Source organism: Pseudomonas citronellolis (assembly GCF_900112375.1).
GTDB lineage: Bacteria > Pseudomonadota > Gammaproteobacteria > Pseudomonadales > Pseudomonadaceae > Pseudomonas > Pseudomonas citronellolis.
In genome coordinates, this window is the sequence record NZ_FOLS01000002.1 from 141,803 (window position 1) to 166,679 (window position 24,877).

The following is a 24,877-nucleotide window of genomic DNA, read 5'->3' on the forward strand; positions in this document are numbered from 1 at the left end:
AACCCCGCGGTTGCTAGGCTTCCCGGCTCACCTACGCCCCAGGAGGTAGCCGATGAACTTCACCCAAGGCCTTCAGAGCGCCCGCTTGCAGTTACGCCCCCTGTGCCTGGACGACGCCGACGCCTTGTTCTCGATGATGTCCGACCCGCAGGTGATGCGCTATTGGAACACCCCGCCCTGGACCGAGCCGGAGCAAGCCGTGCATGGCATCCGTCGGGACATGGAGGCATTCGCCAGGGGGGAATATCTGACCTTGGCCATCACCCGCCGCCATGAGACCGAACTCATCGGCACCTGCACGCTGTTCGACATCGCCGAGACGTCAAGAAGAGCCGAGCTGGGCTACTGCCTGGCCAGCGCCGCGCAAGGCCAGGGCCTCATGAACGAGGCCCTGCGCAGCCTGCTCGACTACGCCTTCGGCGACCTGCGCCTGAACCGCCTGGAGGCGGACATCGACCCGCGTAACCTGGCCTCCGCCGCCACCCTGGAACGCCTGGGCTTCCGCCACGAGGGCCTGCTGCGGCAGCGCTGGATGGTCGCCGGCGAAGTATCGGACTCGGCACTCTATGGGCTGCTCGCCGAGGATTGGGCCCAAGGCCGGCACGGCTTTTCGTAGGAGCGAGCTTGCTCGCGAACAGAGTCCGCAGCGGGGCTCATTCGCGAGCAAGCTCGCTCCTACGAAGGGCGCCTCGGCATGGGAGCGCGCGCCCGGTTCCTGAACGGCACGCCGGCCGTCTATGCTTGCCCACGCGGAGACGGCAAAATCGTCGGCTCCGCGCCCGTTCGCCATCGAGGGACCTTCATGGGCATGCGCCACCCGTTCTCCCGCCTCGCCGTCATCGGCCTGCCGCTGTGCCTGGCCGGCTGCGCCAGCCATGACGCCGAGCAGCAGCACCAGCTGTACCGCAACGACATGCTCGAGGCGAAGCTGCTGATCGCCTCCGCTGACCCGGGCAACTACGCCCGCGCCAACGACCTGCTCGAACGCGCCCGCGAGGCCGACCAGCGCGGCGAGGTGGCCTTCTACGAGGCGCTGCTGAAGATCCGCCAGCAGGCCCCGGCGGACCAGGCTCTGCCCCTGCTGGAACGCGCCGCCAAGGCCGGCCAGCCCTACGCCATCGCCCTGCTCTACCGCGTCTACAGCCAGCCCCTGCTCGGCCAGGATGCCGACGCGCTGAAGGCCGAGGAATACCGCAAGGCCTACGCCGAGCTGGACGTGGCCAAGAGCGGCTACCCGAACTTCGAGCGCGCCGGGCAGATCGTCGACCAGTTGCTCAGCCAGCAGCCGGCGCAGTGAGCCTCAGCCCTCCTCGGGGCTGCGCGTCTCGGCCTGTTCGAAGGTGCGCTCGCCGGGGTTCTTGCCGTGGGGCAGGTGGTGTTCGATCACCGCGTTGAGTTCGGCGCCCAGCAGCAGCACCGCGGCGGAGATGTAGAAGTACAGCAGCAGCACGATGATGGCGCCGACGCTGCCGTACATGGCGTTGTAGTCGGCGAAGTTCTTCACGTAGAAGCCGAAGGCCAGGGACGCCGCCACCCAGGCCACCACCGCCAGCACCGAGCCGGGGGTGATGAAGCGGAACTTCTGCTTGACGTTGGGGGTGGCGTAGTAGATCACCGCCACCGCCATCATCATCAGCAGGACCATCACCGGCCAGCGCAGCAGCGACCAGAGCACCACCACGTATTCCTGCAGGCCGATGCGCTCGGCGATCCAGCCCATCACCTGCGGCCCGAGGATCATCAGCGCGGTCACCAGCATCAGCATCACCGCCAGGCCCAGGGTGTAGAGCAGCGACAGCGGCACGCGCTTCCACACCGGGCGCGCCTCGCGCACGTCGTAGGCGGCGTTGAGCGCGTTCATCAACGAGCGCACCGCCGCCGAGGACGACCAGAGCGCGACCACGATCCCCACCGAGAGCAGCCCGCCCTGGCGCTGCTGCAGCTGGTCGATGATCGGGTTGACCTGCTCCAGGGCCTGGCCCGGCAGCACGTAGGCGGCCTGCTCGCGCAGCCAGTCGAAGAATTCCGGCAGGTGCAGGAAGCCCAGCAGGGCGATGAGGAACAGCAGGAACGGGAACAGCGAGAACAGCCCCTGGTAGGCCAGCGCCGCCGCGTAGGTGGGCATCTCGTCGTCGAGGAATTCCTTGACGGTCAGTTTCAGCAGTTGCCAGGGGCCCAGGCGCAGGCCCCGAAAATCCATGAATCGCATGCCTGGTTTCCTTCCTCCGCAGTCCGGCCGCGGCGCGGCTCCGTGTCGACGGTTGACCCGCCGGCACGGCTCAAGTTCGGTCCTTGCGGCCAAGCCTAGCCACTCGCCGCGGCCAGGGGAAGTTGCGCAGGCGACGGGCAGGTGTCGGAAATGGCCTATACACTTCAGCGCAACCACAGCCGGAGGAACCCCGCATGCCCATCCCGATGCTCCGCCCCGCCCGCCGCCTCGGCGCCACCCTGCTGCTCGCCGGCGCTGCCTTCGCCAGCCTGCAACCCCAGGCCCGGGCGGAGGACGAAGCCACCTTCCTCAAGGAGTCGGCCGCCTTCTTCGAGCAGCAGAGCAAGCAGCTGCCGGTGCAGGTGGACCAGGTGACGCGCCTGGAGAACGTGCGCCTGGACACCGACAGCAAGGTGCTGCACTACCGCTACGGCATTTCCAGCATGAAGGCCGAGGGCATGCAGGCCGATGCCCTGGACAAGTTCAAGGGCGAGCAGCGCACCCGCCTGGAACGCGCCACCTGCCAGCAGCCGGCGCTGCTGCAGCGCATCCGCGAGCACGGCATCCGCGTCGCCCACGACTACGACGGCAGCGACGGCAAGCCGCTGGCGAGCATCGAGATCGACCCGCAGAAACTCCAGTGCCAGGGATGAGCCGCACCGACTATCACCGCGAACACGCCGCCCGGGCCGAAGCCGAGGCCCGCCGGCTACTGGCCGAGCGCCAGGCCCTGGGCGGGCGCTGGCTGGCCTGGGTGGCCGGCGAACTCTACCGCCTGGGCCCGCCGCAGTACGCGGCCATGGTCCGCCGCGAGCTGGAGCGGCTCAGCGGCCAAGCCTGAAGCGCCCGGCAGGTCTATGCTGAAGAAGCACCGGCCCGCGCCTGCGGGCCGACGGAGCGCCGACCGCAGGGATGCCAGTCCTTCCCAGTCCACGAGGTAACGGTCATGAGCAAAGGTCTGAACGCCCACAAGGAAGGCAAGAAGAAGCCCCTGAAGACGGCCCACGAGAAACGCATGGCGAAAAAGCAGAAGAAATCCGGCAATGCGCTGCTCGGCAGTCACGGGCAGACGTCCTGAGTCCAACGGCTGCGGACGGCCGCTTGGGGGCGGTTGTCCGCGAATTACTCAGGGGGTCGGTGGATGGGTTGAGCTTGCGAAACCCATGCGGTTGCGGTGATGAGTATCGCTTCGCTCAACGCCATCCTACGAAAAGCAGTGCTCGCTCATGCGGTAGGAGCGGACCTTGTCCGTGATAACCGGACGTCCCGGCGCGATTCGCGGATGAGATCCGCTACGCAACCCCACCCGCGCCATTCCCCTGTAGGAGCGCGCTCTGCGCGCGAATCGCGGGCAGGGCCCGCTCCTACAACTCCAGGGAGGCACGGGCGTAGGAGCGGACTTTGTCCGCGATTGGATTCACCGGCCACGCCAAATGCCCAGGAGGCGGCCCCTCAATCATCCGCCTTCGGATCCAACCCCGGGAACAGCACTTCAGTAAAACCAAACTTACCGAAATCCGTGATCCGCGACGGATACAGCCGACCAATCAGATGGTCGCACTCATGCTGCACCACCCTGGCATGAAACCCCTCCACCGTGCGATCGACAGGTTGCCCCTGCGGATCCAGCCCCTGATAGCGAATACGCTTGTAGCGATTCACCGCCCCACGCAGGCCGGGCACCGACAGGCAGCCCTCCCAACCCTCCTCCATATCCTCGCCCAACGGCGTGATCACCGGATTGAGCAGGATGGTCGGCGGCACCGCCGGAGCATCCGGATATCGCTCACTGCGTTCGAAACCGAAAATCACCAGTTGCAGGTCCACGCCTATCTGCGGCGCGGCCAGGCCGACGCCGCCGGCGTGGTGCATGGTGTCGAACATGTCGTCGATCAGTTGCCGCAGTTCGGCGCTGCCGATCATCTGCGCCGGCACCGGCGGGGCGACGCGCAGCAAGCGCTCGTCGCCCATCTTGAGAATCTCGCGGATCATGCCCCTGGGCCCCTGGCTGGCGGTTGTGCGTGAGCTGGCATCCTCGCCCCTTGCCCGGCGCCTGGCAAGGCCCGCTACGCCCGTCGCCCCGGGGGGCCGGGAGCGTCCAGGGGCGTAAAATTCAAAGAGTGACACGCGGCCATCGGGCTGCGATCCGCGTGGAACTGCCGCGAACGCCGGAGCGTTCGCCGAGGGGGAGCCGGGGGACTGACCTGGAGGTGCTCCATGAACAGGCACTACTACATCAGCAACGACCTGGACGAGTTGGAGAACGTCGAGAGCGAGCTGAAGGCCAACGGCATCGCCGAGGAGCAGATGCACGTGCTCAGCGAGCAGGACGCGCAGCTCGACCAGCGCCACCTGCACGAAGTGCCGGAGGTGATGCGCAAGGACCTGGTGCGCGGCGGCAAGTACGGGCTGGGCATCGGCGTCGCCCTGGCGGTCCTGGTGCTGGCGCTGGGTTACTTCGGCGGCTGGAGCGAAAGCGCCGCCGGCTGGATTCCGGTGCTGTTCCTGGCGGCCGTGCTGCTGGGCTTCAGCCTGTGGGAAGGCAGCTTCTTCGGCCTGCAACGGCCCAGCGGCGACGTGCGGCGCTTCGCGCCTTCGCTGCAGGCCGGCCGGCATGTGTTCTTCGTCGACGTGCGGACCGACCAGGAGCCGCTGCTGGACATGGTCGTCGGCCACCACCCGCGCCTGGAAGTGGCCGGTTTCGGCGCGCCCATGCCGCGCTGGGTGCTGGCCTGGGAACAGGCCTGGCACCGCTTCAAACGCATGATGTAGCGACCGCGGCGGCCGGACCTGCCGCTGGATGATCGCGCTGCGGGCGGCCGCGGGGCTGCCGGGGGCAGCTGCGGCCTGGCGAAATCAGCGCAGCTCGATGCGGTCGTCGAGGATGGTGATCAGGCCCTGCTTGAACAGCCCGCCGATGGCCTTCTTGAAATTGCCCTTGCTCACGCCGAACTCGCGGCTGATCGCCTCCGGCGGGCTCTTGTCCGACAGCGCCAGGCTGCCGCCGGCCTCGCGCAGGGCGGCGAGGATGCGCTCGCCGAGGTCGTCGCGGGCGGCCTGGCCGACCGGCTGCAGGCTCAGGCTGATCTTGCCGTCGGCGCGCACTTCCTTGATGTAGCCCTTCTCGCGCATGCCGCTGCGGACGAACTTGAACAGCTCGTTCTTGTGGATGAGCCCCCAGTGCCTGCCGTCGATGATGGCCTTGAAGCCGAGGTCGGTGCGCTCCACCACCAGCAGGTCCACTTCCTGGCCCGCCTGGTAGTGCGCCGCGGTGTCGTCCAGGTAGCGGTCCAGGCGCGCGGTGGCGGTGATGCGCCGGGTGCGCTCGTCGATGTAGCAGTACACCACGCAGTAGTCGCCGACCTGCAGCGGGCGCTTCTCTTCCGAGTGCGGCAGCAGCAGGTCCTTGGGCAGGCCCCAGTCGAGGAACAGGCCGACGCGGCTGACTTCCACCACCTTCAGGCTGGCGAAGCCGCCGACCTGCACCTTGGGCTTCAGGGTGGTGGCGATGATGCGGTCTTCGCTGTCGAGGTAGATGAAGACATTCAGCCACTCGCCCGGCTCGGTGGGCTCGTCCTTGGGGATGTAGCGCTTGGGCAGGAGGATTTCGCCGTGGGGGCCGCCGTCGAGGAACAGGCCGATCTCGGTGTGCTTGACCACCTGCAGGGAATTGAAACGGCCGATGGCTGCCATGTGCGGGACTCCGGGGAAAAGGCGCGCATTCTACACGCTCTGCACCTGGCCGAACTGCAATTCCGCCAGGCGTGCGTACAGCGGGTTGCCGGCCACCAGCTCGGCGTGGGTGCCCAGGGCCAGCAGGCGGCCCTGGTCGATCACGGCGATGCGGTCGGCGTTCAGTACCGTGGCCAGGCGGTGGGCGATGACCAGGGTGGTGCGCCCGCTCATCAGCTGCGGCAGGGCCTGCTGGATCAGGTGCTCGCTCTCGGCGTCCAGCGCGCTGGTGGCTTCGTCGAGCAGCAGGATGGGCGCGTCCACCAGCAGCGCGCGGGCGATCGCCAGGCGCTGGCGCTGGCCGCCGGACAGGCCCACGCCGCCCTCGCCCAGGTGGGTGCGGTAGCCCTCGGGCAGGCGCTGGATGAAGTCGTCGGCATGGGCCGCGCGGGCCGCGGCGCGCAGCGCTTCGTCGCTGGCGTCGGGGCGGCCGTAGCGCAGGTTGTCGTCCACCGTGCCGTAGAACAGCGCCGGGTTCTGCGACACCAGGGCGAAGCAGCGGCGCAGGTCGGCGGGGTCGAGGCGGGTGATGGGCGTGCCGTCGATGCGGACCTCGCCCTGCTGCGGGTCGAAGAAGCGCAGCAGCAGGTCGAACAGGGTGGACTTGCCGGCGCCGGAGGGGCCGACCAGGGCCAGAGTCTCGCCGGGGCGCACGTCCAGGTCGATACCGTCGATGGCCCAGTGCTCCGGGCGCGATGGATAGGCGAAGCGCAGGCCACGCAACTCGATGCGCCCCTCGACGCGTTCGGGCAGGCGCAGCAGCCCTTCCTGCGGCGCGACTATCTGGTTGCGCGCGCGCAGCAGCTCGGCGATGCGCTCGGCCGCCCCGGCGGCGCGTTGCAGCTCGCCCAGCACCTCGCTGAGGGTGCCGAAGGCCATGCCGACGATCAGGCTGTAGAACACGAAGGCCGCCAGTTCGCCGGGGCTGATGCGCCCGGCGATCACGTCCATGCCGCCGACCCACAGCATCACCCCCACCGCGCCCAGCACCAGCAGGATGACCACGCTGACCAGCCAGGAACGCTGCAGGATGCGCTTGCGCGCGGTGCCGAAGGCGGCCTCCACCGTGCGGCCGAAGCGCGCGCGGTCCTGGGCCTGGTGGTTGTAGGCCTGCACCGTCTTGATCTGCCCGAGGGTCTCGCCGACGTAACTGCCGACGTCGGCCACGCGGTCCTGGCTCTGCCGCGACAGCTCGCGCACGCGGCGGCCGAACAGGAGGATGGGCGCGATCACCAGGGGCAGCGAGGCCACCACTATGCTGGTCAGCTTGGCGTTGGTGACGAACATCAGGATCACCCCGCCGGCCAGGGTCAGGGCATTGCGCAGGGCCATGGACAGCGACGAGCCGATCACCGTCTGCAGCAGCGTGGTGTCGGCGGTCAGCCGCGACTGGATTTCCAGGGCGCGGTTGCTCTCGTAGAAGCCCGGGTGCAGCTCGATCAGGTGGTCGAAGACGCGCTGGCGGATGTCGGCGACGAAGCGCTCGCCGATCCACGACACCAGGTAGAAACGCACGAAGGTGCCCAGCGCCAGGCCCAGCACCAGCAGGAAGAAAATGCCGATGGAGCGGTTGAGCAGGTGCTCGGACTGGGTGACGAAACCCTGGTCCACCAGCAGGCGGATGCCCTGCCCCAGGGACAGGGTGATGGCCGCGGTGAACAGCAGCGCCAGCAGGGCGCCGAGGGCGCGCCAGCGGTAGGGGCCGAGGAAGGCCCGGGCCAGGCGCAGGGCATTGCGCTGGCGGGACGACAGCAGAGGCATGGAAGGCTCGTGGCGACCGGGAATCGACCGAGGTTAACACCCCGCCGCGGGCCCGGCGATGGCGCTGCAATGGCCCTTCGGTCGATTTTCACCCCGAAGGACGGTCATTTCCTGTACAATGGGCGGCCATTTCGCGAATGAACAGGTAATGGCAAGCATGTCCAGCAAAACCATCTCCCGCCAGAAGTCCGCCCCGAAACCCGCTGCGGCCGTGACCAGCCGCGAGGCCCTGGAAGCCCAGGTGGCCGCCTTCCTCAAGTCCGGCGGCGAGATCCAGCAAGTCGCCAAGGGCGTGACCGGCCAGCCCAACGGCGCCGCCAGCCGCCACATCAGCCTCGGCAAGAAGTAATCCCCCCGCTCCTCCCGTAGGCGCGAGCTTGCTCGCGGACCCCGCCGTTTCCGGCCCGGGCGTTCGCGAGCAAGAGCCCTGCGTACCCTCCCCCGCTACTCCTACTTTCGCTCGACATCCTGCGATTTCTCCCGCCCGACTTGCATTCCGCCGCGCACCGCCAATGCTCTGAGGAACCCCACGAGGCTTTCCAAGGAGAGATGTCATGCTGCCATCGGCGGACCGGATACTGTCGCGCAACCTGCTGGACGTGTTGATACGCGCCGGTCTCATCCTGTTCCTGGCGGTGTTCTGCTTCCGCATTTTCCACCCCTTTCTCGACCTGATGCTCTGGGCGCTGATCCTCGCCGTCACCCTCTACCCGTTGCAGGGCATGCTGCAGCGCACCCTGGGCCAGCGGCCGGCCCTGGCGGCGACGCTGCTGGCGGTGGTCGGCCTGGCCCTGCTGCTGGTGCCGGTGGTGCTGATCGGCTTCTCCATCGCCGACTCGGTGGCGGACCTTGCGCACCGCTTCCAGGCCGGCGGCCTGCGCATCCCGACGCCGCCCGAGGCGGTGGCGGGCTGGCCGCTGGTGGGGCCCTACATCTACAACGCCTGGCAGCGGCTGGCCGAGGACTTCCTCGGCGCCGCCCAGCAGGCCGCGCCGCACCTGCAGGGCGTGGCCCGCACGGTGCTGGCCAAGGCCGCCGGCGTGGGCATGGAGCTGCTGCAGTTCCTCGGCGCCTTCCTGGTGGCCTGCGTGATCATGGCCTACGGCCCGCTGGGCGCGCGCACCGCCGAAGACATCGCGGTGCGCGTCTCCGGCCCCGAGCGCGGCCCGGAACTGTCCCGGCTGAGCACCGCGACCATCCGCGCGGTGGCCCAGGGCGTGGTCGGCGTGGCCTTCATCCAGACCCTGCTGCTGGGCCTGGGCTTCATCGTCATGGGCATCCCCGCCGCCGGCCTGCTGTCCCTCGGCGTGCTGCTGCTGGGCATCGTCCAGTTGCCGGTGGCGGTGATCTCGCTGCCGGCCATCGTCTACGTGTTCTGGAGCGGCGACTACGGCACCGTCAGCGCGGTGCTGTTCACTGTCTGGACGGTGCTGGCCGGGCTTTCCGACAACGTGCTCAAGCCGCTGATGCTCGGCCGCGGCGTCGCCGTGCCGATGCCGGTGATCCTCCTCGGCGCCCTGGGCGGGATGCTCACCGGCGGCATCATCGGCCTGTTCATCGGCCCGGTGGTGCTGGCCCTGGGCTTCCAGCTGTTCATGACCTGGGTGCGCGAGGGCGCCCGGCCGCCGGAAGCCGAGGACGTCTCGCCCTGAACCCGCGGCCGGGGAGTACAATGGCGGCCTTTCCCGCCGCCGACTCCCTGCCATGACCGAAACCACCCGCCTGTCCAAGCGCCTCGCCGAACTGCTGCCCTGCTCCCGCCGCGAGGCCGAGCTGTACATCGAGGGAGGCTGGGTCACGGTGGATGGCCAACCCGTCGACGAGCCGCACTTCCGCGTCGCCGAACAGCGCGTCGAGCTGCTGCCCGGGGCCATCCCGGCGCCGATTCCGCCGGCCACCCTGCTGCTGTACAAGCCGGCCGGCCACTCCGCCGAGCAGGCCCAGGGCCTGCTGGTGGCGGCCAATCGCTGGGAAGCCGACAGCGCCGAGCAACGTCCGCTGAGCAAGCACTTCGCCCGCCAGCAGAGCACCACGCCGCTGGACGACCAGGCCGGCGGGCTGCTGGTGTTCACCCAGAACTACGGCGTGCTGCACCGCCTGCAGGACGACGCGGCGACCATCGAGCACGAGTACCTGGTGGAAGTCGCCGGCAGCCTCGACGACGCCGGCCTGGCGCGCCTGCGCCACGGCCTGCTGTACCAGGGCCGGCCGCTGCCGGCGCTGAAGGTCAGCTGGCAGAACGAGACACGCCTGCGCTTCGCCGGCAAGGGCTTCCGCCCCGGGCAGATCGCCGACATGTGCCGCCAGGTCGGCCTGAAGGTCGTGGGCATCCGCCGCCTGCGCCTGGGCGGCGTGTCCATGGGCAAGATGGAACCGGGGCAGTGGCGCTACCTGCTGCCCAGCGAGCGCTTCTGACAGCTTCTAAAGCGGCTGGGCCAGGCCCCTGAGCACGGTCTTGAAGGTATCCACCTGCTCGTCGCTGAAGCGCGAGAAGACCTTGGCCTGCTGTTCCTCGGCGATGCTCCACAGCGTCTCGGCCTGGTCGATGCCGGCGGCGGTCAGCGCGCAGCCGCCCTCGCCCACCTGTAGCAGGCCCTTGCGTTCGAGGTTGGCGCGGGCCTCCTCGATCTCCCGCAGCGGCATCGCCACCAGTTGCTGCAGCGCCGTGGTGTCCAGGGCGGCGTCCTTCTCCATCACCATCAGCATGCGCGCCTCGCTGGTGCGCAGGCCGCTGGCCAATTGCCGCGGCTGGTAGTCGGCCTGGTAGCAGCGCAGCGCCTGGGTCATCAGGTAGTAGAGGTTGTGGTTCAGGCGGCCCTGGAAGGCGGTGCGCGGCACCCCGGCCTGGGCCTCGCGCAGGCGCGGGTGCGGCAGCACGCTGGAGTACACGCCCTGGTGGTAGAGCAGCGGCGCGCGGCCCAGGTCGTCGAAGGCCAGCACGCGGCCGATGAGGATCCAGTGGTCGCCGCCGTCGAGCTTCTGCTGCAGCTCGCACTGGAAGCGCGCCGCGCAGTCCGGCAGCAGCGGCGCGCCGCCGGCGCCCTGCTCGCAGGCCACGCCGGCGAACTTGTCGGCGCTGGGCCGGGCGAACTGGTTGGACAGGTCGATCTGGTCGGCGGCCAGCACGTTCACCGCGTAGTGGCTGGCCTTGTCGAACAGCGCCAGGCTGGTGGCGCGCTTGTCGATGCTCCAGAGCACCAGCGGCGGGTCGAGGGATACCGAGTTGAAGCTGTTGGCGGTCATGCCGACACGCTCGCCGTCGGCGGCCGCGGTCATCACGGTGACGCCGGTGGCGAAGTTGCCCAGGGCACGGCGGAAGGCACGCGGGTCCAGGCCCGCTTCATTGTTCTGGTTCATGGCGGTTCCTCCGCGCCGGCGCGGGGGCCGGCGGGATTGAAGAAAGTCGTTGCGATACTTTGTAGGAGCGAGCTTGCTCGCGAACGGGTTCCGCAGCGGGGTTGGTTCGCGAGCAAGCTCGCTCCTACGAAGAGCGGTTCGGTGCGACCCGCAGGACGGGTGTGGGCGTGGTGGCTCAGACCATGCTCGGATCAGGCTCCAGGCCCATCAGCTCGCGGCCGAGGATCTGCGCGCAGACGTCGTAGTCGGTGTAGGCGTGGGCGCCGGTCATGTGCGAGTCGCGGAACAGCCGCTGCATCTCGTTGCTCTCGAACCAGGCGGTGCCGCCGGCGGCCTCGAACAGGCGGTCCACGGCCTGGATGCACATCTTCACCGCGTAGGCCTGGTTGGTGCGCCAGAAGGCCAGGGTCTCGCGGCTGGGGTATTCGTGGCGCTCGCCGTGCTCGGCGTGGTCCTGCCAGGTCTTCTCGAGGAAGGCGCGGGCGGCGGCCACCTGGTGGGTGGACTCGGCCAGGCGCATCAGCGCCGGGGTGGCGGTGCCGACGCTGGCGCCGGTGTAGGCGCGCACGCGGTTGCGCGTCTTCTCCTTGAAGGCTTCCAGCATGCGCTCGGCGATGCCCAGGCCGATGGAGGCGAAGCCGCTGGCGAAGTACGGGCGGTACGGGGTGTAGAAGATCTTGCTGTAGGGGTACAGGCCGAAGCCGGCGGAGCGGCCTTCCATCATGTCCTTGGCCGCCTGGATGCGGTGGTTGGGCACGAAGGCGTCCTTCACCACCAGGGTCTTGGTGCCGCTGCCCTTCATGCCGGCGGCGTACCAGTCATCGCGGATCTCGTAGTCGCTGCGCGGCAGCACGGCGAAGCAGTACACCTGCTCGCCCTCGGCGTTCTGCCGGCGGCAGCCGAGGATGGCCCATTCGGCGTGGTCGCTGCCGCTGCTCCAGCCCATCTCGCCGTTGAACAGGATGCCGCCCTCGACCTCCTGGATGCGCCCGAACGGCGCGATGCTGCTGCTGGCGGTGGCATCGGGGTTCTCGCCCCAGACCTCGTCCTGCAGTTGCTTGGAGAACATCGCCAGCTGGTGGCTGTGGGTGCACAGCAGGCTGAAGGCCCAGGCGGTGCTGGCGCAGGCGCCGGCCAGGGCGACCACGCAGTCGGCAAACTCGGGCAGGGAGATTTCCATGCCGCCATAGCACTTGGGCTGGAAGGCGCGGTGCATGCCGATGCCCTTGAGCAGGGCGATGTTCTCGGCGGGCGCGGTGCGCGCCTGTTCGGCCTTGGCGGCGTTGGCAGCAATGGCGGGCAGGACGGATTTCAGGTCTTCGAGCAGGGGGTTTGGCTTTTTCATCTTGGCGGCCCTTGATTGTTATTGGAGGCGCGCCGCCGTCGCGAAGTGCTTGGCGACGGGCGGCAGGGCTCTCGTGGCGAGAGTGGCAGGGCCGATTATGGGAGCCGCCCGGCGGGGCCTTGAATGCAACTTCCGCGGACTCGATTGCACTTTTCATGGGATTTAGCGGCCCCTGGAAGCGGCGAAATCGGCGCCGGGCCAGGCGCCGCGCGGCTTTCGTTAACATCTGAACGTTCTGACGGAATTTTTCCGTTATCATGGCGCCCTTCCCTCATTCGCCCTCCGCCCGAGCGAGCCGCCGATGTCCGCTTCCCGTTCCTGGCCGAACAGCCTGCGCGCGCTGCGCCACCGCAACTTCCGCCTGTACTTCGCCGGCCATGCGGTCTCAACCCTGGGCACCTGGGTCCAGCAGGTGGCGCTGGCCTGGCTGGTCTACCGGCTGACCGGCTCGGCGGCGCTGCTGGGCATCACCAGTTGCGTGGCGCTGCTGCCGCAGCTGTTCATCGGCCCCCTGGCCGGGGCCTGGATCGACCGCCACGACAAGCGCCGCCTGCTGCTCGCCAGCCAGAGCCTGATGGCCCTGCAGGCCGCGGCCCTGGCCGGGCTGACCGCCAGCGGGCTGATCACCCCGGCGCTGATCGTCGGCATGTCGGCGCTGCTCGGCGTGCTCAGCGCCTTCGACACGCCGCTGCGGCAGTCGCTGCTCAGCCGCTTCGTCGACGACCGTGCTGACCTGCCCAACGCCCTGGCGCTGAACGCCTCGCTGTTCACCTGCTCGCGCTTCGTCGGCCCGCCGCTGGCCGGGCTGCTGCTGGGGCTGACCAGCGAGAGCCTGTGCTTCGCCCTCAACGCCCTGTCCTACCTCGCGCTGGTGGCCGGCCTGCTGCGGGTGCGCCTGGCGCCGGGGGTGCGCGCCAGCGGCAGCATGGGCAGCGTGTTCCGCGAGGGCCTGGACTATGCCCTGCGTACTCCGAGCGTGCGCCGGCTGATGCTCGGCGTGTTGCTGGTCAACCTCACCGCCTCCAGCTACGCGGCGCTGCTGCCGGTCTTCGCCCGCGACGTCTTCGCCGGCGATGCGCGCACCCTCGGCTGGCTGTGGGGTGCCGCCGGCTTCGGCTCGCTGCTGTCGAGCCTGTTCCTGGCGCAGCACCAGGACCCGGCGCGGTTGCCGCGGATCATCCTGCTCTCCGCCCTGGCCAGCGCCGGCGCGCTGCTGGCGTTCGCCCTCAGCCGCGATCTGCCGCTGTCGCTGGCGGCCATGGCGGTGCTGGGTTTCGGCGTCACGGTGAACAACGTCGGCACCAACATCGTCATCCAGAGCAGCGCGCCGGAAGCGCTGCGCGGCCGCGTGGTGTCGATCTACACCGCCACCCGCTTCGGCTTCGACGCCATCGGCGGCCTGCTCGCCGGGCTGCTGGCGGCGCGCTACGGCGGGCCCTGGGCGATGGCCGCGGCCGGCGCCCTGCTGCTGGCCTACTGCGCCTGGCAGGGCCTGCGCCGCACGGCGCGGACGGAACAGCAGCCGGCCTAGCTCAGGCCGCTTCCGCCAAGGGTTGCGGAGCGTGCCGGCGGGCCAGGAGGAAGGCCAGCAGGCAGCCGATGCCGGCACCGCCGACCACCAGGCACATCGGCCAGGGGCTGCCATCGGAAAGCGCGCCGACCAGCGCGCTGCACGCCGTGCCCAGGGCGAACTGCCCGGTCACCGCCAGCCCGGCGGCGGCCCCGGCCTCGCGCGGGAACAGCGCCAGCAGGCTGGCCACGCAGTTGGCGCCGAGCAGGCCGGTGACGCTGACGTAGAGCAGCACGCCCAGCACCAGCGCCGGCAACCCGCCCCAGCCGGTGAAGCCGCAGACCAACAGCAGCAGCCCCGACAGCGCGGCCATGGCAGCGCCGCAGGCGAGCATCCGCTGCGGCCCGAGCCGTCCCACCAGGCGCGCATTGAGGCTGGTGGCCAGGATGATGCCGGCGATGTTCAGGCTGAACAGCCAGGCATAGGCCTGCGGGGACACGCCGAAATGCTCGATGTAGACGAAGGGCGAGGCGGTGATGAAGGCGAACATGCCGCCGAACGACAGGCCCATGCACAGCATGTAGCCCAGCGCCCTGGGCTGCAGGAGGATGCGCCCGTAGGCGCGGAACACCTGCGCCACCGACTGCCCGCGTTGCGCCGCCGGCAGGCTCTCGGGAATCCGCCACAGCACCGTGAGCAGGCAAAGCGCGGCGAAGGCGAAGAGCACGGCGAACACCGCGCGCCAGCCGGCGGCCTGGGCCAGCAGGCTGCCCAGCAGCGGCGCCACCAGGGTGGCGAGCATGGTCACCAGGTGCATCAGCGAAAGCACCCGCGCCGACTGCTGCAAGGGGAACAGGTCGCGCACTATGGCCCGCGCCAGCACCGAGGCCGCCGCCCCGCCGAGGGCCTGGAAGAAACGCCAGGCGATCAGCGCCGAAGCCGTGCCGGCGAACAGGCAGCCGAGGGTGGCCAGCAGGTACAGGCAGATGCCGCCCAGCAGCAGGCGCCGGCGGCCGAAGCGGTCCGACAGCGGCCCGTAGAACAGCATGCCCAGGCACAGGCCGGCGAGGAACAGGCTGATGGTCAGTTGCACCTCGGCGGCGCTGGCGGCCAGGTCGGCGGCGATCAGCGGCAGGCTGGGGAGGTAGGTGTCGATGGACAGGGGCGCGAAGGCGACCAGCGCGGCCAGGGGCAGGATCAGGCGCTGGGGGTGGGCTGGGGTGGGCATGGGCGGGTCCGGGTGAGAGCGGAGTATAAAGTTAACAAGTTAACCAAAAGACCGGAAGCCACGGGTTTTCTGTCGGGGCAACGGGATGCTTTTCGTAGGAGCGAGCTTGCTCGCGAACAGCGGTGCCAGGTTCAGCAACGGAGCGGGATAGAAGTCCGTAACCCTCTCCCCAGCCCTCTCCCTGAAGGGAGAGGGGGCTTGTCCGTGCCGAGAAGATGACAGCTTCAGCTTGCAGCCACGGTGCTTGCCGGCTGACTCCAAACTACCCAAATGCACCGAACGGTCCCCTCTCCCTTCAGGGAGAGGGTTAGGGAGAGGGCGCTCTCAAACCCAGCCCCCATAGTCACCGACGAACCCCGTTCGCGAGCAAGCTCGCTCCTACGAAAAGCAGGCAAAAGCCCCGCCCTACCGCCAGGCTTCTTCCTTGTCACCCGCCCTGCGCTGTCGGTACTCCCCCGGCGCCATCCCGGCATTGCGGGCGAAGAAGCGGCTGAAGTAGGCCGGGTCCTTGAACCCCAGCTGGTAGCAGATCTCGTTCACCGAGCTGCCGCTGAACAGCAGCAGGCGCCGCGCCTCCTGCATCAGCCGTTCGTGGACCAGGCGCTTGGACGGCAGCCCGGCGACGCGCCGGCAGATGTCGTTCAGCCGTGCCTCGGTCACGCCGATGCGCTCGGCGTAGGCCGTCAGCGGCCAGTGCTCGGGGTAGTGCTGCTCGATCAGCTGGTTGAAGCGCTGGAACAGGCGCAGGTCCTCGCGGCGCATGGGCTGCGCCTTGAGCGAGCGGGCCGACAGACGCAGCAGGCTGACGAAGATCAGCCGCACCAGGTCGGCCAGAGCCAGCTCGCGGCCGGGGCGCTCGCCACGGAATTCCTCGCGCAGCAGCTCGAACAGGCCGTCCACCCGCGCCACCTCGCCGGCGAAGGTCTCGTCCAGTTGGTCGAAGGCCACGCACACCGGGCCGATGTCCGGCCCGGCGGCCAAGCCCTGCTCCGGCGCCAGCAGCGGCCAGAGCAGTTGCTGGCGCACGGTCAGCACGTGGCCGTCGGCGTCGTTCTCGGTGACGAAGGCGTGGGGGATGGTTGGTGGGGTGAGGAAGAACAGCGGGCCCTGGCGGTGGTAGAGCTGCTCGTCGAGGTAGACGCGCACCGAGCCGCTTTTGACGTAGTGCACCTGGAAGAAGCGGTCGTGGCGGTGCACCGGCATGTTGCGGCCGAAGAAGTCGGCCAGCTTGCCCAGCTCCTCGTAGTGCACCTCGGAATCGCTGTAGCGCAGGTCGTAGACCTGGCCGATGTCGATGTTGGGGATGGGTGCGCGGGCCATGGGGTTACCTGCCTGTATACCTGTAGGAGCGAACTAGCTCCAGCGCCTCACCTCGAACCGTCATTCCCGCGAACGCGGGAACCCAGAGACTTCGGTCGCGTACACTGGAAGCCACTGGTTCCCCGCGTTCGCGGGGATGACGAATCCGATTTCGGCGCGAGAGGCAGGTTCGCGAGCAAGCTCGCTCCTACACGAAGAGCCTCAGGGCTTGATCTTCTTCAGCTCGTCCAGCAGCCCCAGCAATTGCTGCAGCTTGTCCTCGCCGAACTGTTCGAGGATACGCCGGTAGTTGTTCTCCATGTCGTCGCTCATGGCCACGAAGCACTGCTGGCCCTTCTCGCTCAGGCACACCAGCACGCGGCGCTGGTCGTGCTCGGACTTCCAGCGGCGCACCAGGCCGTCGCGCTCCATGCGCGCCAGCACGCCGGTCATGCTCGGCTTGAGGATGCAGGCCTGCTGCGCCAGCTGGTAGATCTCCATCTCACCCTGCTGGCGGAGGATGCGCACGATGCGCCATTGCTGCTCGGTCAGGTCGTGCTGGTTGAGCGAGGGGCGGAAGAAAGCCATGGCGGCCTCGCGGGCCTGCAGCAGGGTGAGGGTCAGGGACGGACGCGGCGTGGACATGTAGATGGGCTACTCGACTGAAAATAGGAAAGATTTTAACCAGCATAGCCCCTGCATAGGCAAACCCTGCGACGACCCGCACCGCGCCCTGGCAGCGTCGGTCAAGGCCATGGCAGCGCCGGACAATCCCGGCGCCGGCACGCCTGCTCCAATGCCTGCAGCGAAACCAGGCCCCGATGGACGAGGCTTGACCATAGTTAACATATTAACTATAACGCTAACATGTTAACGATACCCAGGTATCCACAGCCCGGGTGAAGCAGGAGAACGAAGCCATGCGTCGCGCTATCAGCGAAGCCGCAACGGGCACCCTGTTCGGCGTCGCGCTGAACTACCAGGGCCTGTTGCACAGCCGGCTGGAGGAATTCCAGCAGCCGCCCTACCAGAAGCCGCCGGTCAAGCCGGTGCTGTTCATCAAGACGCCGAACACCCGCAACGGCGACGGCCAGGCGGTGGTCTTCCCCGCCGGCGTCGAGCGCCTGCAGCCGGGCCCGGCCCTGGGCGTGGTGCTCGGCCGCGACGCCAGCCGCGTCAGCGAGGACGAGGCCATGGCCTACGTGGCCGGCTACGTCATCGTCAACGAATTCAGCCTGCCGGAAGACAGCTACTACCGCCCGGCGGTCAAGGCCAAGTGCCGCGACGGCTTCTGCCCGCTGGGCAGCGAAGTGGTCGGCCGCGACGAGATCGCCGACCCGCACGCCCTGCCGCTGCGCCTGCTGGTCAACGGCGAAGTGCGCCAGCAGAACAGCACCGCCAACCTGGTGCGCAGCATTCCCAGGCTGATCGCCGAGATCAGCGAGTTCATGACCCTGCACGCCGGCGACGTGCTCATCACCGGCACCCCCGAGGGCCGCGTCAACGTGCAACCGGGCGACGAGGTGGTGGTGGAGATCGAAGGTCTCGGCCGCCTGGTCAATCACGTCGTGGCGGAGGAAGCCTGAGATGAAACACGCACGCATCCGCTACCAGGGCGAAGTCCACGCAGTGACCGTGGAAGCCGACAACGCCGTGCGCCTGGCCGATGGCCGCCTGCTCGGCGAGCACGAGGTGCAGTGGCTGCCGCCGGCCGAAGGGAGCATGTTCGCCCTCGGCCTGAACTACGCCGACCACGCCGCCGAACTGGCCTTCAAGGCGCCCACCGAGCCGCTGGCGTTCATCAAGTCCAGGGGCACCTACACCGGCCACAACCAGGTCACCTGGCGCCCGGACAACGTCGCCTACATGCACTACGAGTGCGAGCTGGTGGCGGTGATCGGCAAGCCGGCGCGCAACGTCAGGCGCGAGGACGCCCTCGCCTACCTGGCCGGCTACACCGTGTGCAACGACTACGCCATCCGCGACTACCTGGAGAACTACTACCGCCCCAACCTGCGGGTGAAGAACCGCGACGCCACCACCCCGGTCGGCCCGTGGATCGTCGACGCCGCCGATGTGGCCGATCCGTCGAAGCTGAAGCTGCGCACCTGGGTCAACGGCGAGCTGAAGCAGGAAGGCACCACCGCGGACATGATCTTCGACATCCCCTACCTGATCGAATACTTCTCCAGCTTCATGACCCTGCAGCCGGGCGACATGATCGCCACCGGCACGCCGGAAGGCCTGGCCGACGTGGTGCCGGGCGATGAAGTGGTGGTGGAAGTGGAAGGCGTCGGCCGCCTGGTCAACCGCATCGTCAGCGAGGCCGAGTTCTTCGCGAACCGCGCCCGTCCCTAATCGAGATAGAGATACAAGCATGATCAAGCACTGGATCAACGGCCGCGAGGTCGAGAGCAAAGAAGTCTTCCAGACCATCAACCCGGCCACCACCGAAGTGATCGCCGAGGTCGCCAGCGGCGGCGCCGAGGAAATCGCCATGGCCGTGGCCGCGGCCAAGGAAGCCTTCCCGAAATGGGCCAACACCCCGGCCAAGGAACGCGCCAAGCTGATGCGCAAGCTGGGCGAGCTGATCGATGCGAACGTGCCCAACCTGGCCGAGCTGGAAACCCTCGACACCGGCCTGCCGATCCACCAGACGCGCAACGTGTTGATCCCGCGCGCCTCGCACAACTTCGACTTCTTCGCCGAGGTCTGCACGCGCATGGACGGCCACAGCTACCCGGTGGACGACCAGATGCTCAACTACACCCTGTACCAGCCGGTGGGGGTGTGCGGCCTGGTCTCGCCGTGGAACGTGCCGTTCATGACCGCCACCTGGAAGACCGCGCCCTGCCTGGCCCTGGGCAACACCGCGGTGCTGAAGATGAGCGAGCTCTCGCCCCTGACCGCCAACGAGCTGGGCCGCCTGGCCCTGGAAGCCGGCATCCCGCCGGGCGTGCTCAACGTGGTGCAGGGCTACGGCGCCACCGCCGGCGACGCCCTGGTGCGCCACCCCGACGTGCGCGCCATCTCCTTCACCGGCGGCACCGCCACCGGGCGCAAGATCATGCAGACCGCCGGCCTGAAGAAGTACTCCATGGAGCTGGGCGGCAAGTCGCCGGTGCTGATCTTCGACGACGCCGACCTCGACCGCGCCCTGGACGCCGCGCTGTTCACCATCTTCTCGCTGAACGGCGAGCGCTGCACCGCCGGCAGCCGTATCTTCATCCAGGAGAGCGTGTACGAGCGCTTCGTCGAGGAGTTCGCCGCCCGCGCCAAGCGCCTGATCGTCGGCGACCCGCAGGACCCTAAGACCCAGGTCGGCTCGATGATCACCCAGCAGCACTACGACAAGGTCACCGGCTACATCCGCATCGGCATGGAAGAAGGCGCGCGCCTGGTCGCCGGCGGCCTGGAGCGCCCGGCCAACCTCCCGGCGCACCTGGCCCGCGGGCAGTTCGTGCAGCCCACGGTGTTCGCCGACGTGGACAACCGCATGCGCATCGCCCAGGAAGAAATCTTCGGCCCGGTGGTCTGCCTGCTGAAGTTCAAGGACGAGGCCGAGGCCCTGCGCCTGGCCAACGACACCGAATACGGCCTGGCCTCCTACATCTGGACCCAGGACATCGGCAAGGCCCACCGCCTGGCGCGCGGCATCGAGGCCGGCATGGTATTCATCAACAGCCAGAACGTGCGCGACCTGCGCCAGCCGTTCGGCGGGGTGAAGGGCTCGGGCACCGGCCGCGAGGGCGGCGAGTACAGCTTCGAGGTCTTCGCCGAGATCAAGAACGTGTGCATTTCCATGGGCAGCCACCACATCCCCCGCTGGGGCGTGTAAAAAGGCGGCCCGATGAGAGCGGCCGCCCAGGCCGCCTGCATCGCCGGCGTGCAGCCACAATCACAAGAATCCGGGCGCCCCAGCGCAGGCGCCCCGCACCAGGAGAACCACCATGGGCAAACTCGCTCTGGCTGCCAAGATCACCCACGTTCCCTCGCTGTACCTTTCCGAACTGCCCGGCCCGCGCCAGGGTTGCCGCCAGGCGGCGATCGACGGCCACAAGGAGATCGGCCGCCGCTGCCGTGAGCTGGGGGTGGACACCATCGTGGTGTTCGACACCCACTGGCTGGTCAACGCCGGCTACCACATCAACTGCGCGCCGCACTTCCAGGGGCTGTACACCAGCAACGAGCTGCCGCACTTCATCGCCAACATGGAGTACGAGTTCCCCGGCAACCCCGAACTGGGCCGCATCCTCGCCGAGGGCTGCACCGCCATGGGCGTGGACGTGCTGGCCCACGACGCCACCACCCTCGGCCCGGAGTACGGCACCCTGGTGCCGATGCGCTACATGAACGCCGACCAGCACTTCAAGGTGGTCTCGGTCTCGGCGCTGTGCACCGTGCACTACCTCAACGACAGCGCGCGCCTGGGCTGGGCCATGCGCAAGGCGGTGGAAGAGCACTACGACGGCACCGTGGCCTTCCTCGCCAGCGGCTCGCTGACCCACCGCTTCGCCCAGAACGGCCAGGCCCCGGAATTCGCCGACAAGGTCTGGAGCCCGTTCCTGGAAACCCTCGACCACGAGGTGGTGCGGATGTGGCAGCGCGGCGACTGGCAGGCCTTCTGCGGCATGCTCCCGGAGTACGCGGCCAAGGGCCACGGCGAAGGCTTCATGCACGACACCGCCATGCTCCTCGGCGCGCTGGGCTGGTCGGACTACGACGGCAAGGCCGAGGTGGTCACGCCCTACTTCGGCTCCTCCGGCACCGGGCAGATCAACGCGGTGTTCCCGGTCACCCCGCAGGACGGTTCGGCGATCCCCGCCGCCCAGGCCTCCAACCCCGCCGGCAACCCGTCCGCCAGCCGCCTCTGAGGAGCCCGCCATGCCGCACTTCATCGCCGAGTACACGCACAACATCGAAGCCGAGGCCGACCTGCCCGGCCTGTTCGAGAAGGTCCACGCCTGCCTCGGCGCGAGCGGGGTGTTCCCGCTCGGCGGCATCCGCAGCCGCGCCGTGCGCCTGGACACCTGGCGCATGGCCGACGGCGCGCACGACTACGCCTTCGTCCACATGAGCCTGAAGGTGGGCGCCGGGCGCGACCTGGCCACCCGCAGGCAGGTCGCCGACGCGCTGTTCGAGGTGATCAAGGCGCACTTCGCCGACCTCCAGGCGCGCCGGCTGCTGGCGTTGTCCTTCGAGATGAGCGAGCTGAACGCCGAGCTCAACTACAAGCAGAACAACGTCCACGCCTTCCTCAACGGCCAGGCGGGCTGAAGCCCGCCGCGCCCCCGGCCACTCGCAGAACAAAGACAAGACCATGAGCACCGCCACCCTGACCTCCGCCGCCCTGCCAGCAGGCAGCGACGCCACCCACGCCCGCGTGGTCTGGCGCCTGATGCCGCTGCTGCTGATCTGCTACGTCTTCGCCCACCTGGACCGCATCAACATCGGCTTCGCCAAGCTGCAGATGAGCGCCGACCTGCACTTCAGCGACACCGTCTACGGCCTGGGCGCCGGGCTGTTCTTCGTCGCCTACGCGCTGTTCGGCGTGCCCAGCAACCTGATGCTGGAGCGCGTCGGCCCGCGCCGCTGGATCGCCTTCCTGATGGTCACCTGGGGCCTGCTGTCCACCGCCATGCTGCTGGTGCAGAGCGCGGCCGGCTTCTACAGCCTGCGCCTGCTGCTGGGCGTGGCCGAGGCCGGCTTCTTCCCCGGCATACTGGTCTACATCAACCGCTGGTTCCCGGCGCGCCGCCGCGCCGGCGTCACCGCGCTGTTCGCCATCGCCGTGCCCATGGCCGGGGTGATCGGCGGGCCGCTGTCCGGCGGCATCCTCGAGGGCTTCCACGACTTCCTCGGGCTGCGCGGCTGGCAGTGGATGTTCCTCATCGAAGGCCTGCCGGTGGTGCTGCTCGGCCTGCTGGTCTGGCGCCGCCTGCCGGAGAGCTTCGAACGCGTGGCCTGGCTCAGCGACGAGCAGAAGGCCGGCCTGCGCGCGGAGATGCAGGGCGAGGAACAGCGCAAGCAGATCACCTCCCTCGCCGGCATCTTCCGCGACCGCCAGGTCTGGCTGCTGGTGGCCATCTACTTCGCGGTGATGCTGGCGGTGAACACCCTGGCCTTCTGGATGCCCAGCCTGATCCACGGCGCAGGCATCGGCTCCAACGGCCGCGTCGGCCTGCTCAGCGCCCTGCCGTACCTCGCCGGCTGCGTGTTCATGATCGCCCTGGGTCGCTCCTCCGACCGCCGCCGCGAACGCCGCTGGCACCTCGCCGTGCCGCTGCTGCTGGCCGCCGCCGGCCTGGCCCTGACGGGCCTGGCGCCGAGCAACGCGTGGCTGGTGCTGGCCGGGCTGGTGCTCGCCGGCATGGGCGCCAGCGCCGCGCTGCCGATGTTCTGGCAGCTGCCGCCGGCCTTCCTCGCCGACCGCGCCCAGGCCGCCGGCATCGCCCTGATCAGCTCCTTCGGCAGCATCGCCGCCTTCGCCGCGCCCTACTTCATCGGCTGGATGCGCGACACCACCCACAGCTCCAGCCTGGCCCTGTACCTGCTGGCCATCCTCATCGCCCTCGGCGCCGCCCTGGTCCTGCGCACCCCGGCCGCCGTGGTCAACCCCCGCTAAAGAGATATCGCCATGCTCGACTCCAGCCTCATCCAGGAAGCCGCCGCCCGCCTCGACGCCGCCGAGCGTTCGCGCCAGCAGGTGCGGCAGTTCTCCCTCGACTACCCGGACATCGCCATCGAGGACGCCTACGCCATCCAGCGCGCCTGGGTGCAGAAAAAGATCGCCGATGGCCGCGTGCTCAAGGGCCACAAGATCGGCCTGACCTCGCGCGCCATGCAGGTCTCGTCGAACATCACCGAGCCGGACTACGGCGCCCTGCTCGACGACATGTTCTTCGACGAAGGCAGCGACATCCCCTTCGAGCGCTTCATCGTGCCGCGAGTGGAAGTGGAGCTGGCGTTCATCCTCGGCAAGCCGCTGAAGGGGCCGAACGTCACCCTGTTCGACGTGCTGGAGGCCACCGAGTGGGTGATCCCGGCGCTGGAGATCATCGACGCGCGCATCCAGCAGGTGGACCCGCAGACGAAGGTCACCCGCAAGGTCTTCGACACCATCTCCGACAATGCCGCCAACGCCGGCGTGGTCATGGGCGGCCGCGCGGTGCGGCCGAGCGAGATCGACCTGCGCCGCGTGCCGGCGATCCTCTACCGCAACGGCGTGATCGAGGAATCCGGCGTCTCCGCCGCGGTGCTCAACCACCCGGCCAAGGGCGTGGCCTGGCTGGCCAACAAGCTGGCCCCCTACGACGTCACCCTGGAACCCGGCCAGGTGATCCTCGGCGGCTCCTTCACCCGCCCGGTGGCGGCGGCGCCGGGCGATACCTTCCATGTCGATTATGACCAGCTCGGCAGCATTTCTTGCCGCTTCGTCTGAGCCGTCCCTTGTCTGCGCCATCCCTTGTAGGAGCGAGCTTGCTCGCGAACCGCTCCGAGGTAGCCCCATGAAAGTGCCCATCAACACCTTCAAGCAACGCCTGCAATCCGCCGAAGCCCAGATCGGCCTCTGGCTCGGCCTGGCCGATCCCTACTGCGCCGAGCTGGCGGCCAACGCCGGCTTCGACTGGCTGCTGATCGACGGCGAGCACGCGCCCAACGACCTGCGCAGCCTGCTCGGCCAGTTGCAGGCGGTGGCGCCCTACCCGGTGCAGCCGATCATCCGTCCAGTGCTCGGCGACACGGCGCTGATCAAGCAACTGCTCGACATAGGCGCGCAGACGCTGCTGGTGCCCATGGTGGATTCCGCCGAGCAGGCCCGTGAGCTGGTGCGCGCCATGCGCTACCCGCCGTTCGGCGTGCGCGGCGTGGGCAGCGCCCTGGCCCGCGCCTCGCGCTGGAACAGCATCCCCGGCTACCTCGACGAGGCCGACGAGCAGATGTGCCTGCTGGTGCAGGTGGAGAACCTCGAAGGCCTGGCCAACCTCGACGCCATCGCCGCGGTGGACGGCGTCGACGGCGTGTTCATCGGCCCGGCCGACCTCAGCGCGGCCATGGGCCAGCGCGGCAACCCCGGGCACCCGGAAGTGCAGGCCGCCATCGAAGACGCCATCGCCCGCATCCAGCGCGCCGGCAAGGCCGCCGGCATTCTCAGCGCCGACGAGAAGCTGGCGCGGCGCTATCTGGAGCTGGGCGCGAAGTTCGTCGCCGTGGGCGTCGACACCAGCCTGCTGATGCGCTCGCTGCGCGAACTGGCCGGCAAGTTCAAGGGCGGCGCCCAGCCCCAGGCCCCGTCCGCCCCCTCGGTGTACTGAAGCCCCCGCCGCCCGCCGGGCCCGCGCGGGAAGGCGCGGCTGCCGGGCGGCGCCCAGGCAAGGATTTTCCTGGCCCTTGCAAAGCCCCGCCCCCTTTCGGTCATGATCCTCCCCCGCCACC

General features: G+C 68.9%; 27 protein-coding genes. 18 read left to right on the forward strand and 9 right to left on the reverse strand.

Annotated elements, in window-relative coordinates; all coding sequences use genetic code 11:
* Positions 1–52: 52 nt before the first annotated feature.
* Together BM060_RS02425 and BM060_RS02430 are read left to right on the forward strand one after the other, a co-directional pair.
* Positions 53–616 carry a GNAT family N-acetyltransferase gene (locus BM060_RS02425; protein ID WP_074976995.1) on the forward strand — a complete coding sequence of 188 codons (564 nt, stop codon included), beginning with the start codon at positions 53–55 and terminating at the stop codon, positions 614–616.
* Between the two features lie 186 nt (positions 617–802).
* On the forward strand, positions 803–1,297 hold the full coding sequence (locus BM060_RS02430) for a hypothetical protein (RefSeq protein WP_074976997.1): 495 nt from the start codon (positions 803–805) through the stop codon (positions 1,295–1,297).
* A gap of 3 nt (positions 1,298–1,300) precedes the next feature.
* On the opposite strand, the gene BM060_RS02435 is transcribed toward BM060_RS02430, so the two are convergent.
* Positions 1,301–2,209: a YihY/virulence factor BrkB family protein gene (locus tag BM060_RS02435; protein WP_043270759.1), complete on the reverse strand. Its 909-nt coding sequence runs from the start codon at positions 2,207–2,209 to the stop codon at positions 1,301–1,303.
* A gap of 194 nt (positions 2,210–2,403) precedes the next feature.
* Here BM060_RS02435 and BM060_RS02440 point away from each other — a divergent pair, with 194 nt between their 5' ends.
* The 3 genes from BM060_RS02440 (at position 2,404) to BM060_RS33195 (ending at position 3,287) form a co-directional block, all read left to right on the forward strand.
* Positions 2,404–2,862 carry a hypothetical protein gene (locus tag BM060_RS02440; RefSeq protein ID WP_074976999.1) on the forward strand — a complete coding sequence of 153 codons (459 nt, stop codon included), beginning with the start codon at positions 2,404–2,406 and terminating at the stop codon, positions 2,860–2,862.
* The gene (locus BM060_RS02445; RefSeq protein ID WP_074977001.1) at positions 2,859–3,050 is read left to right on the forward strand and encodes a hypothetical protein; all 192 of its coding nucleotides are present in this window, start codon (positions 2,859–2,861) and stop codon (positions 3,048–3,050) included. Before BM060_RS02440 ends, BM060_RS02445 begins: the two co-directional genes overlap by 4 nt.
* A 105-nt stretch (positions 3,051–3,155) precedes the next feature.
* Positions 3,156–3,287, forward strand: a complete 132-nt coding sequence (locus BM060_RS33195) for a hypothetical protein (protein ID WP_009621712.1) — start codon at positions 3,156–3,158, stop codon at positions 3,285–3,287.
* Between the two features lie 374 nt (positions 3,288–3,661).
* Here the strand turns inward: BM060_RS33195 and def are convergent, their stop codons facing one another.
* Positions 3,662–4,201: a peptide deformylase gene (gene def, locus BM060_RS02450; protein WP_074977003.1), complete on the reverse strand. Its 540-nt coding sequence runs from the start codon at positions 4,199–4,201 to the stop codon at positions 3,662–3,664.
* 225 nt (positions 4,202–4,426) lie between these two features.
* On the opposite strand from def, the gene BM060_RS02455 reads away from it, so the two are divergent.
* Complete coding sequence (locus tag BM060_RS02455; protein ID WP_074977005.1) at positions 4,427–4,981, forward strand: NAD/FAD-utilizing enzyme apparently involved in cell division; 555 nt, start codon at positions 4,427–4,429, stop codon at positions 4,979–4,981.
* Between the two features lie 84 nt (positions 4,982–5,065).
* On the opposite strand, the gene BM060_RS02460 is transcribed toward BM060_RS02455, so the two are convergent.
* A complete protein-coding gene (locus BM060_RS02460) occupies positions 5,066–5,902 on the reverse strand; it encodes a CvfB family protein (protein WP_009621700.1) in 837 nt (278 codons plus the stop codon).
* Between the two features lie 30 nt (positions 5,903–5,932).
* Complete coding sequence (locus tag BM060_RS02465; RefSeq protein WP_074977007.1) at positions 5,933–7,702, reverse strand: ABC transporter transmembrane domain-containing protein; 1,770 nt, start codon at positions 7,700–7,702, stop codon at positions 5,933–5,935.
* Positions 7,703–7,859: 157 nt separating this feature from the next.
* On the opposite strand from BM060_RS02465, the gene BM060_RS02470 reads away from it, so the two are divergent.
* The 3 genes from BM060_RS02470 (at position 7,860) to BM060_RS02480 (ending at position 10,117) form a co-directional block, all read left to right on the forward strand.
* Positions 7,860–8,051 (forward strand): PFL_1563 family small protein, encoded by a 192-nt coding sequence (locus BM060_RS02470; protein WP_009621696.1) that lies wholly within the window; start codon positions 7,860–7,862, stop codon positions 8,049–8,051.
* A gap of 205 nt (positions 8,052–8,256) precedes the next feature.
* Positions 8,257–9,354 carry an AI-2E family transporter gene (locus BM060_RS02475; protein ID WP_074977009.1) on the forward strand — a complete coding sequence of 366 codons (1,098 nt, stop codon included), beginning with the start codon at positions 8,257–8,259 and terminating at the stop codon, positions 9,352–9,354.
* Between the two features lie 52 nt (positions 9,355–9,406).
* A complete protein-coding gene (locus tag BM060_RS02480) occupies positions 9,407–10,117 on the forward strand; it encodes an rRNA pseudouridine synthase (RefSeq protein ID WP_074977011.1) in 711 nt (236 codons plus the stop codon).
* Positions 10,118–10,123: 6 nt separating this feature from the next.
* On the opposite strand, the gene BM060_RS02485 is transcribed toward BM060_RS02480, so the two are convergent.
* The gene (locus BM060_RS02485; RefSeq protein WP_074977013.1) at positions 10,124–11,059 is read right to left on the reverse strand and encodes a p-hydroxyphenylacetate 3-hydroxylase reductase component; all 936 of its coding nucleotides are present in this window, start codon (positions 11,057–11,059) and stop codon (positions 10,124–10,126) included.
* 175 nt (positions 11,060–11,234) lie between these two features.
* The gene (locus BM060_RS02490) at positions 11,235–12,404 is read right to left on the reverse strand and encodes a p-hydroxyphenylacetate 3-hydroxylase oxygenase component (protein ID WP_009621689.1); all 1,170 of its coding nucleotides are present in this window, start codon (positions 12,402–12,404) and stop codon (positions 11,235–11,237) included.
* A 301-nt stretch (positions 12,405–12,705) separates the two neighbouring features.
* Here BM060_RS02490 and BM060_RS02495 point away from each other — a divergent pair, with 301 nt between their 5' ends.
* On the forward strand, positions 12,706–13,935 hold the full coding sequence (locus BM060_RS02495; protein WP_074977015.1) for an MFS transporter: 1,230 nt from the start codon (positions 12,706–12,708) through the stop codon (positions 13,933–13,935).
* Between the two features lies 1 nt (position 13,936).
* Here the strand turns inward: BM060_RS02495 and BM060_RS02500 are convergent, their stop codons facing one another.
* The 3 genes from BM060_RS02500 to hpaR all read right to left on the reverse strand — a co-directional run bounded on the left by BM060_RS02500 (position 13,937) and on the right by hpaR (position 17,086).
* Positions 13,937–15,142 carry a Bcr/CflA family multidrug efflux MFS transporter gene (locus BM060_RS02500; RefSeq protein WP_074977017.1) on the reverse strand — a complete coding sequence of 402 codons (1,206 nt, stop codon included), beginning with the start codon at positions 15,140–15,142 and terminating at the stop codon, positions 13,937–13,939.
* Between the two features lie 405 nt (positions 15,143–15,547).
* A complete protein-coding gene (gene hpaA / locus BM060_RS02505; protein ID WP_009621686.1) occupies positions 15,548–16,462 on the reverse strand; it encodes a 4-hydroxyphenylacetate catabolism regulatory protein HpaA in 915 nt (304 codons plus the stop codon).
* Between the two features lie 201 nt (positions 16,463–16,663).
* The gene (gene hpaR / locus BM060_RS02510; protein ID WP_009621684.1) at positions 16,664–17,086 is read right to left on the reverse strand and encodes a homoprotocatechuate degradation operon regulator HpaR; all 423 of its coding nucleotides are present in this window, start codon (positions 17,084–17,086) and stop codon (positions 16,664–16,666) included.
* Positions 17,087–17,361: 275 nt separating this feature from the next.
* Here hpaR and BM060_RS02515 point away from each other — a divergent pair, with 275 nt between their 5' ends.
* The 8 genes from BM060_RS02515 to hpaI all read left to right on the forward strand — a co-directional run bounded on the left by BM060_RS02515 (position 17,362) and on the right by hpaI (position 24,756).
* Positions 17,362–18,027: a fumarylacetoacetate hydrolase family protein gene (locus BM060_RS02515; RefSeq protein WP_074977019.1), complete on the forward strand. Its 666-nt coding sequence runs from the start codon at positions 17,362–17,364 to the stop codon at positions 18,025–18,027.
* A gap of 1 nt (position 18,028) precedes the next feature.
* Complete coding sequence (locus BM060_RS02520; protein WP_074977021.1) at positions 18,029–18,799, forward strand: fumarylacetoacetate hydrolase family protein; 771 nt, start codon at positions 18,029–18,031, stop codon at positions 18,797–18,799.
* Between the two features lie 19 nt (positions 18,800–18,818).
* Positions 18,819–20,279, forward strand: a complete 1,461-nt coding sequence (gene hpaE / locus BM060_RS02525; RefSeq protein WP_074977023.1) for a 5-carboxymethyl-2-hydroxymuconate semialdehyde dehydrogenase — start codon at positions 18,819–18,821, stop codon at positions 20,277–20,279.
* Positions 20,280–20,391: 112 nt separating this feature from the next.
* On the forward strand, positions 20,392–21,315 hold the full coding sequence (gene hpaD, locus BM060_RS02530; protein WP_074977025.1) for a 3,4-dihydroxyphenylacetate 2,3-dioxygenase: 924 nt from the start codon (positions 20,392–20,394) through the stop codon (positions 21,313–21,315).
* 10 nt (positions 21,316–21,325) lie between these two features.
* Positions 21,326–21,718 (forward strand): 5-carboxymethyl-2-hydroxymuconate Delta-isomerase, encoded by a 393-nt coding sequence (locus tag BM060_RS02535; protein ID WP_043270789.1) that lies wholly within the window; start codon positions 21,326–21,328, stop codon positions 21,716–21,718.
* 43 nt (positions 21,719–21,761) lie between these two features.
* Positions 21,762–23,066, forward strand: coding sequence for an MFS transporter (locus BM060_RS02540; RefSeq protein ID WP_074977027.1), 1,305 nt, complete (start codon positions 21,762–21,764; stop codon positions 23,064–23,066).
* 12 nt (positions 23,067–23,078) lie between these two features.
* On the forward strand, positions 23,079–23,882 hold the full coding sequence (hpaH, locus tag BM060_RS02545) for a 2-oxo-hept-4-ene-1,7-dioate hydratase (protein WP_074977029.1): 804 nt from the start codon (positions 23,079–23,081) through the stop codon (positions 23,880–23,882).
* Between the two features lie 67 nt (positions 23,883–23,949).
* A complete protein-coding gene (gene hpaI, locus BM060_RS02550) occupies positions 23,950–24,756 on the forward strand; it encodes a 4-hydroxy-2-oxoheptanedioate aldolase (RefSeq protein WP_074977031.1) in 807 nt (268 codons plus the stop codon).
* The last annotated feature ends 121 nt before the right edge of the window (positions 24,757–24,877 follow it).

What these genes read in the sequence shown, in the direction of transcription:
- BM060_RS02425 (WP_074976995.1), top strand. Translation starts at nt 53, where the DNA reads ATGAACTTCACCCAAGGCCTTCAGAGCGCCCGCTTGCAGTTACGCCCC.
- BM060_RS02430 (WP_074976997.1), top strand. Translation starts at nt 803, where the DNA reads ATGGGCATGCGCCACCCGTTCTCCCGCCTCGCCGTCATCGGCCTGCCG.
- BM060_RS02435 (WP_043270759.1), bottom strand. Translation starts at nt 2,209, where the DNA reads ATGCGATTCATGGATTTTCGGGGCCTGCGCCTGGGCCCCTGGCAACTG.
- BM060_RS02440 (WP_074976999.1), top strand. Translation starts at nt 2,404, where the DNA reads ATGCCCATCCCGATGCTCCGCCCCGCCCGCCGCCTCGGCGCCACCCTG.
- BM060_RS02445 (WP_074977001.1), top strand. Translation starts at nt 2,859, where the DNA reads ATGAGCCGCACCGACTATCACCGCGAACACGCCGCCCGGGCCGAAGCC.
- BM060_RS33195 (WP_009621712.1), top strand. Translation starts at nt 3,156, where the DNA reads ATGAGCAAAGGTCTGAACGCCCACAAGGAAGGCAAGAAGAAGCCCCTG.
- def (WP_074977003.1), bottom strand. Translation starts at nt 4,201, where the DNA reads ATGATCCGCGAGATTCTCAAGATGGGCGACGAGCGCTTGCTGCGCGTC.
- BM060_RS02455 (WP_074977005.1), top strand. Translation starts at nt 4,427, where the DNA reads ATGAACAGGCACTACTACATCAGCAACGACCTGGACGAGTTGGAGAAC.
- BM060_RS02460 (WP_009621700.1), bottom strand. Translation starts at nt 5,902, where the DNA reads ATGGCAGCCATCGGCCGTTTCAATTCCCTGCAGGTGGTCAAGCACACC.
- BM060_RS02465 (WP_074977007.1), bottom strand. Translation starts at nt 7,702, where the DNA reads ATGCCTCTGCTGTCGTCCCGCCAGCGCAATGCCCTGCGCCTGGCCCGG.
- BM060_RS02470 (WP_009621696.1), top strand. Translation starts at nt 7,860, where the DNA reads ATGTCCAGCAAAACCATCTCCCGCCAGAAGTCCGCCCCGAAACCCGCT.
- BM060_RS02475 (WP_074977009.1), top strand. Translation starts at nt 8,257, where the DNA reads ATGCTGCCATCGGCGGACCGGATACTGTCGCGCAACCTGCTGGACGTG.
- BM060_RS02480 (WP_074977011.1), top strand. Translation starts at nt 9,407, where the DNA reads ATGACCGAAACCACCCGCCTGTCCAAGCGCCTCGCCGAACTGCTGCCC.
- BM060_RS02485 (WP_074977013.1), bottom strand. Translation starts at nt 11,059, where the DNA reads ATGAACCAGAACAATGAAGCGGGCCTGGACCCGCGTGCCTTCCGCCGT.
- BM060_RS02490 (WP_009621689.1), bottom strand. Translation starts at nt 12,404, where the DNA reads ATGAAAAAGCCAAACCCCCTGCTCGAAGACCTGAAATCCGTCCTGCCC.
- BM060_RS02495 (WP_074977015.1), top strand. Translation starts at nt 12,706, where the DNA reads ATGTCCGCTTCCCGTTCCTGGCCGAACAGCCTGCGCGCGCTGCGCCAC.
- BM060_RS02500 (WP_074977017.1), bottom strand. Translation starts at nt 15,142, where the DNA reads ATGCCCACCCCAGCCCACCCCCAGCGCCTGATCCTGCCCCTGGCCGCG.
- hpaA (WP_009621686.1), bottom strand. Translation starts at nt 16,462, where the DNA reads ATGGCCCGCGCACCCATCCCCAACATCGACATCGGCCAGGTCTACGAC.
- hpaR (WP_009621684.1), bottom strand. Translation starts at nt 17,086, where the DNA reads ATGTCCACGCCGCGTCCGTCCCTGACCCTCACCCTGCTGCAGGCCCGC.
- BM060_RS02515 (WP_074977019.1), top strand. Translation starts at nt 17,362, where the DNA reads ATGCGTCGCGCTATCAGCGAAGCCGCAACGGGCACCCTGTTCGGCGTC.
- BM060_RS02520 (WP_074977021.1), top strand. Translation starts at nt 18,029, where the DNA reads ATGAAACACGCACGCATCCGCTACCAGGGCGAAGTCCACGCAGTGACC.
- hpaE (WP_074977023.1), top strand. Translation starts at nt 18,819, where the DNA reads ATGATCAAGCACTGGATCAACGGCCGCGAGGTCGAGAGCAAAGAAGTC.
- hpaD (WP_074977025.1), top strand. Translation starts at nt 20,392, where the DNA reads ATGGGCAAACTCGCTCTGGCTGCCAAGATCACCCACGTTCCCTCGCTG.
- BM060_RS02535 (WP_043270789.1), top strand. Translation starts at nt 21,326, where the DNA reads ATGCCGCACTTCATCGCCGAGTACACGCACAACATCGAAGCCGAGGCC.
- BM060_RS02540 (WP_074977027.1), top strand. Translation starts at nt 21,762, where the DNA reads ATGAGCACCGCCACCCTGACCTCCGCCGCCCTGCCAGCAGGCAGCGAC.
- hpaH (WP_074977029.1), top strand. Translation starts at nt 23,079, where the DNA reads ATGCTCGACTCCAGCCTCATCCAGGAAGCCGCCGCCCGCCTCGACGCC.
- hpaI (WP_074977031.1), top strand. Translation starts at nt 23,950, where the DNA reads ATGAAAGTGCCCATCAACACCTTCAAGCAACGCCTGCAATCCGCCGAA.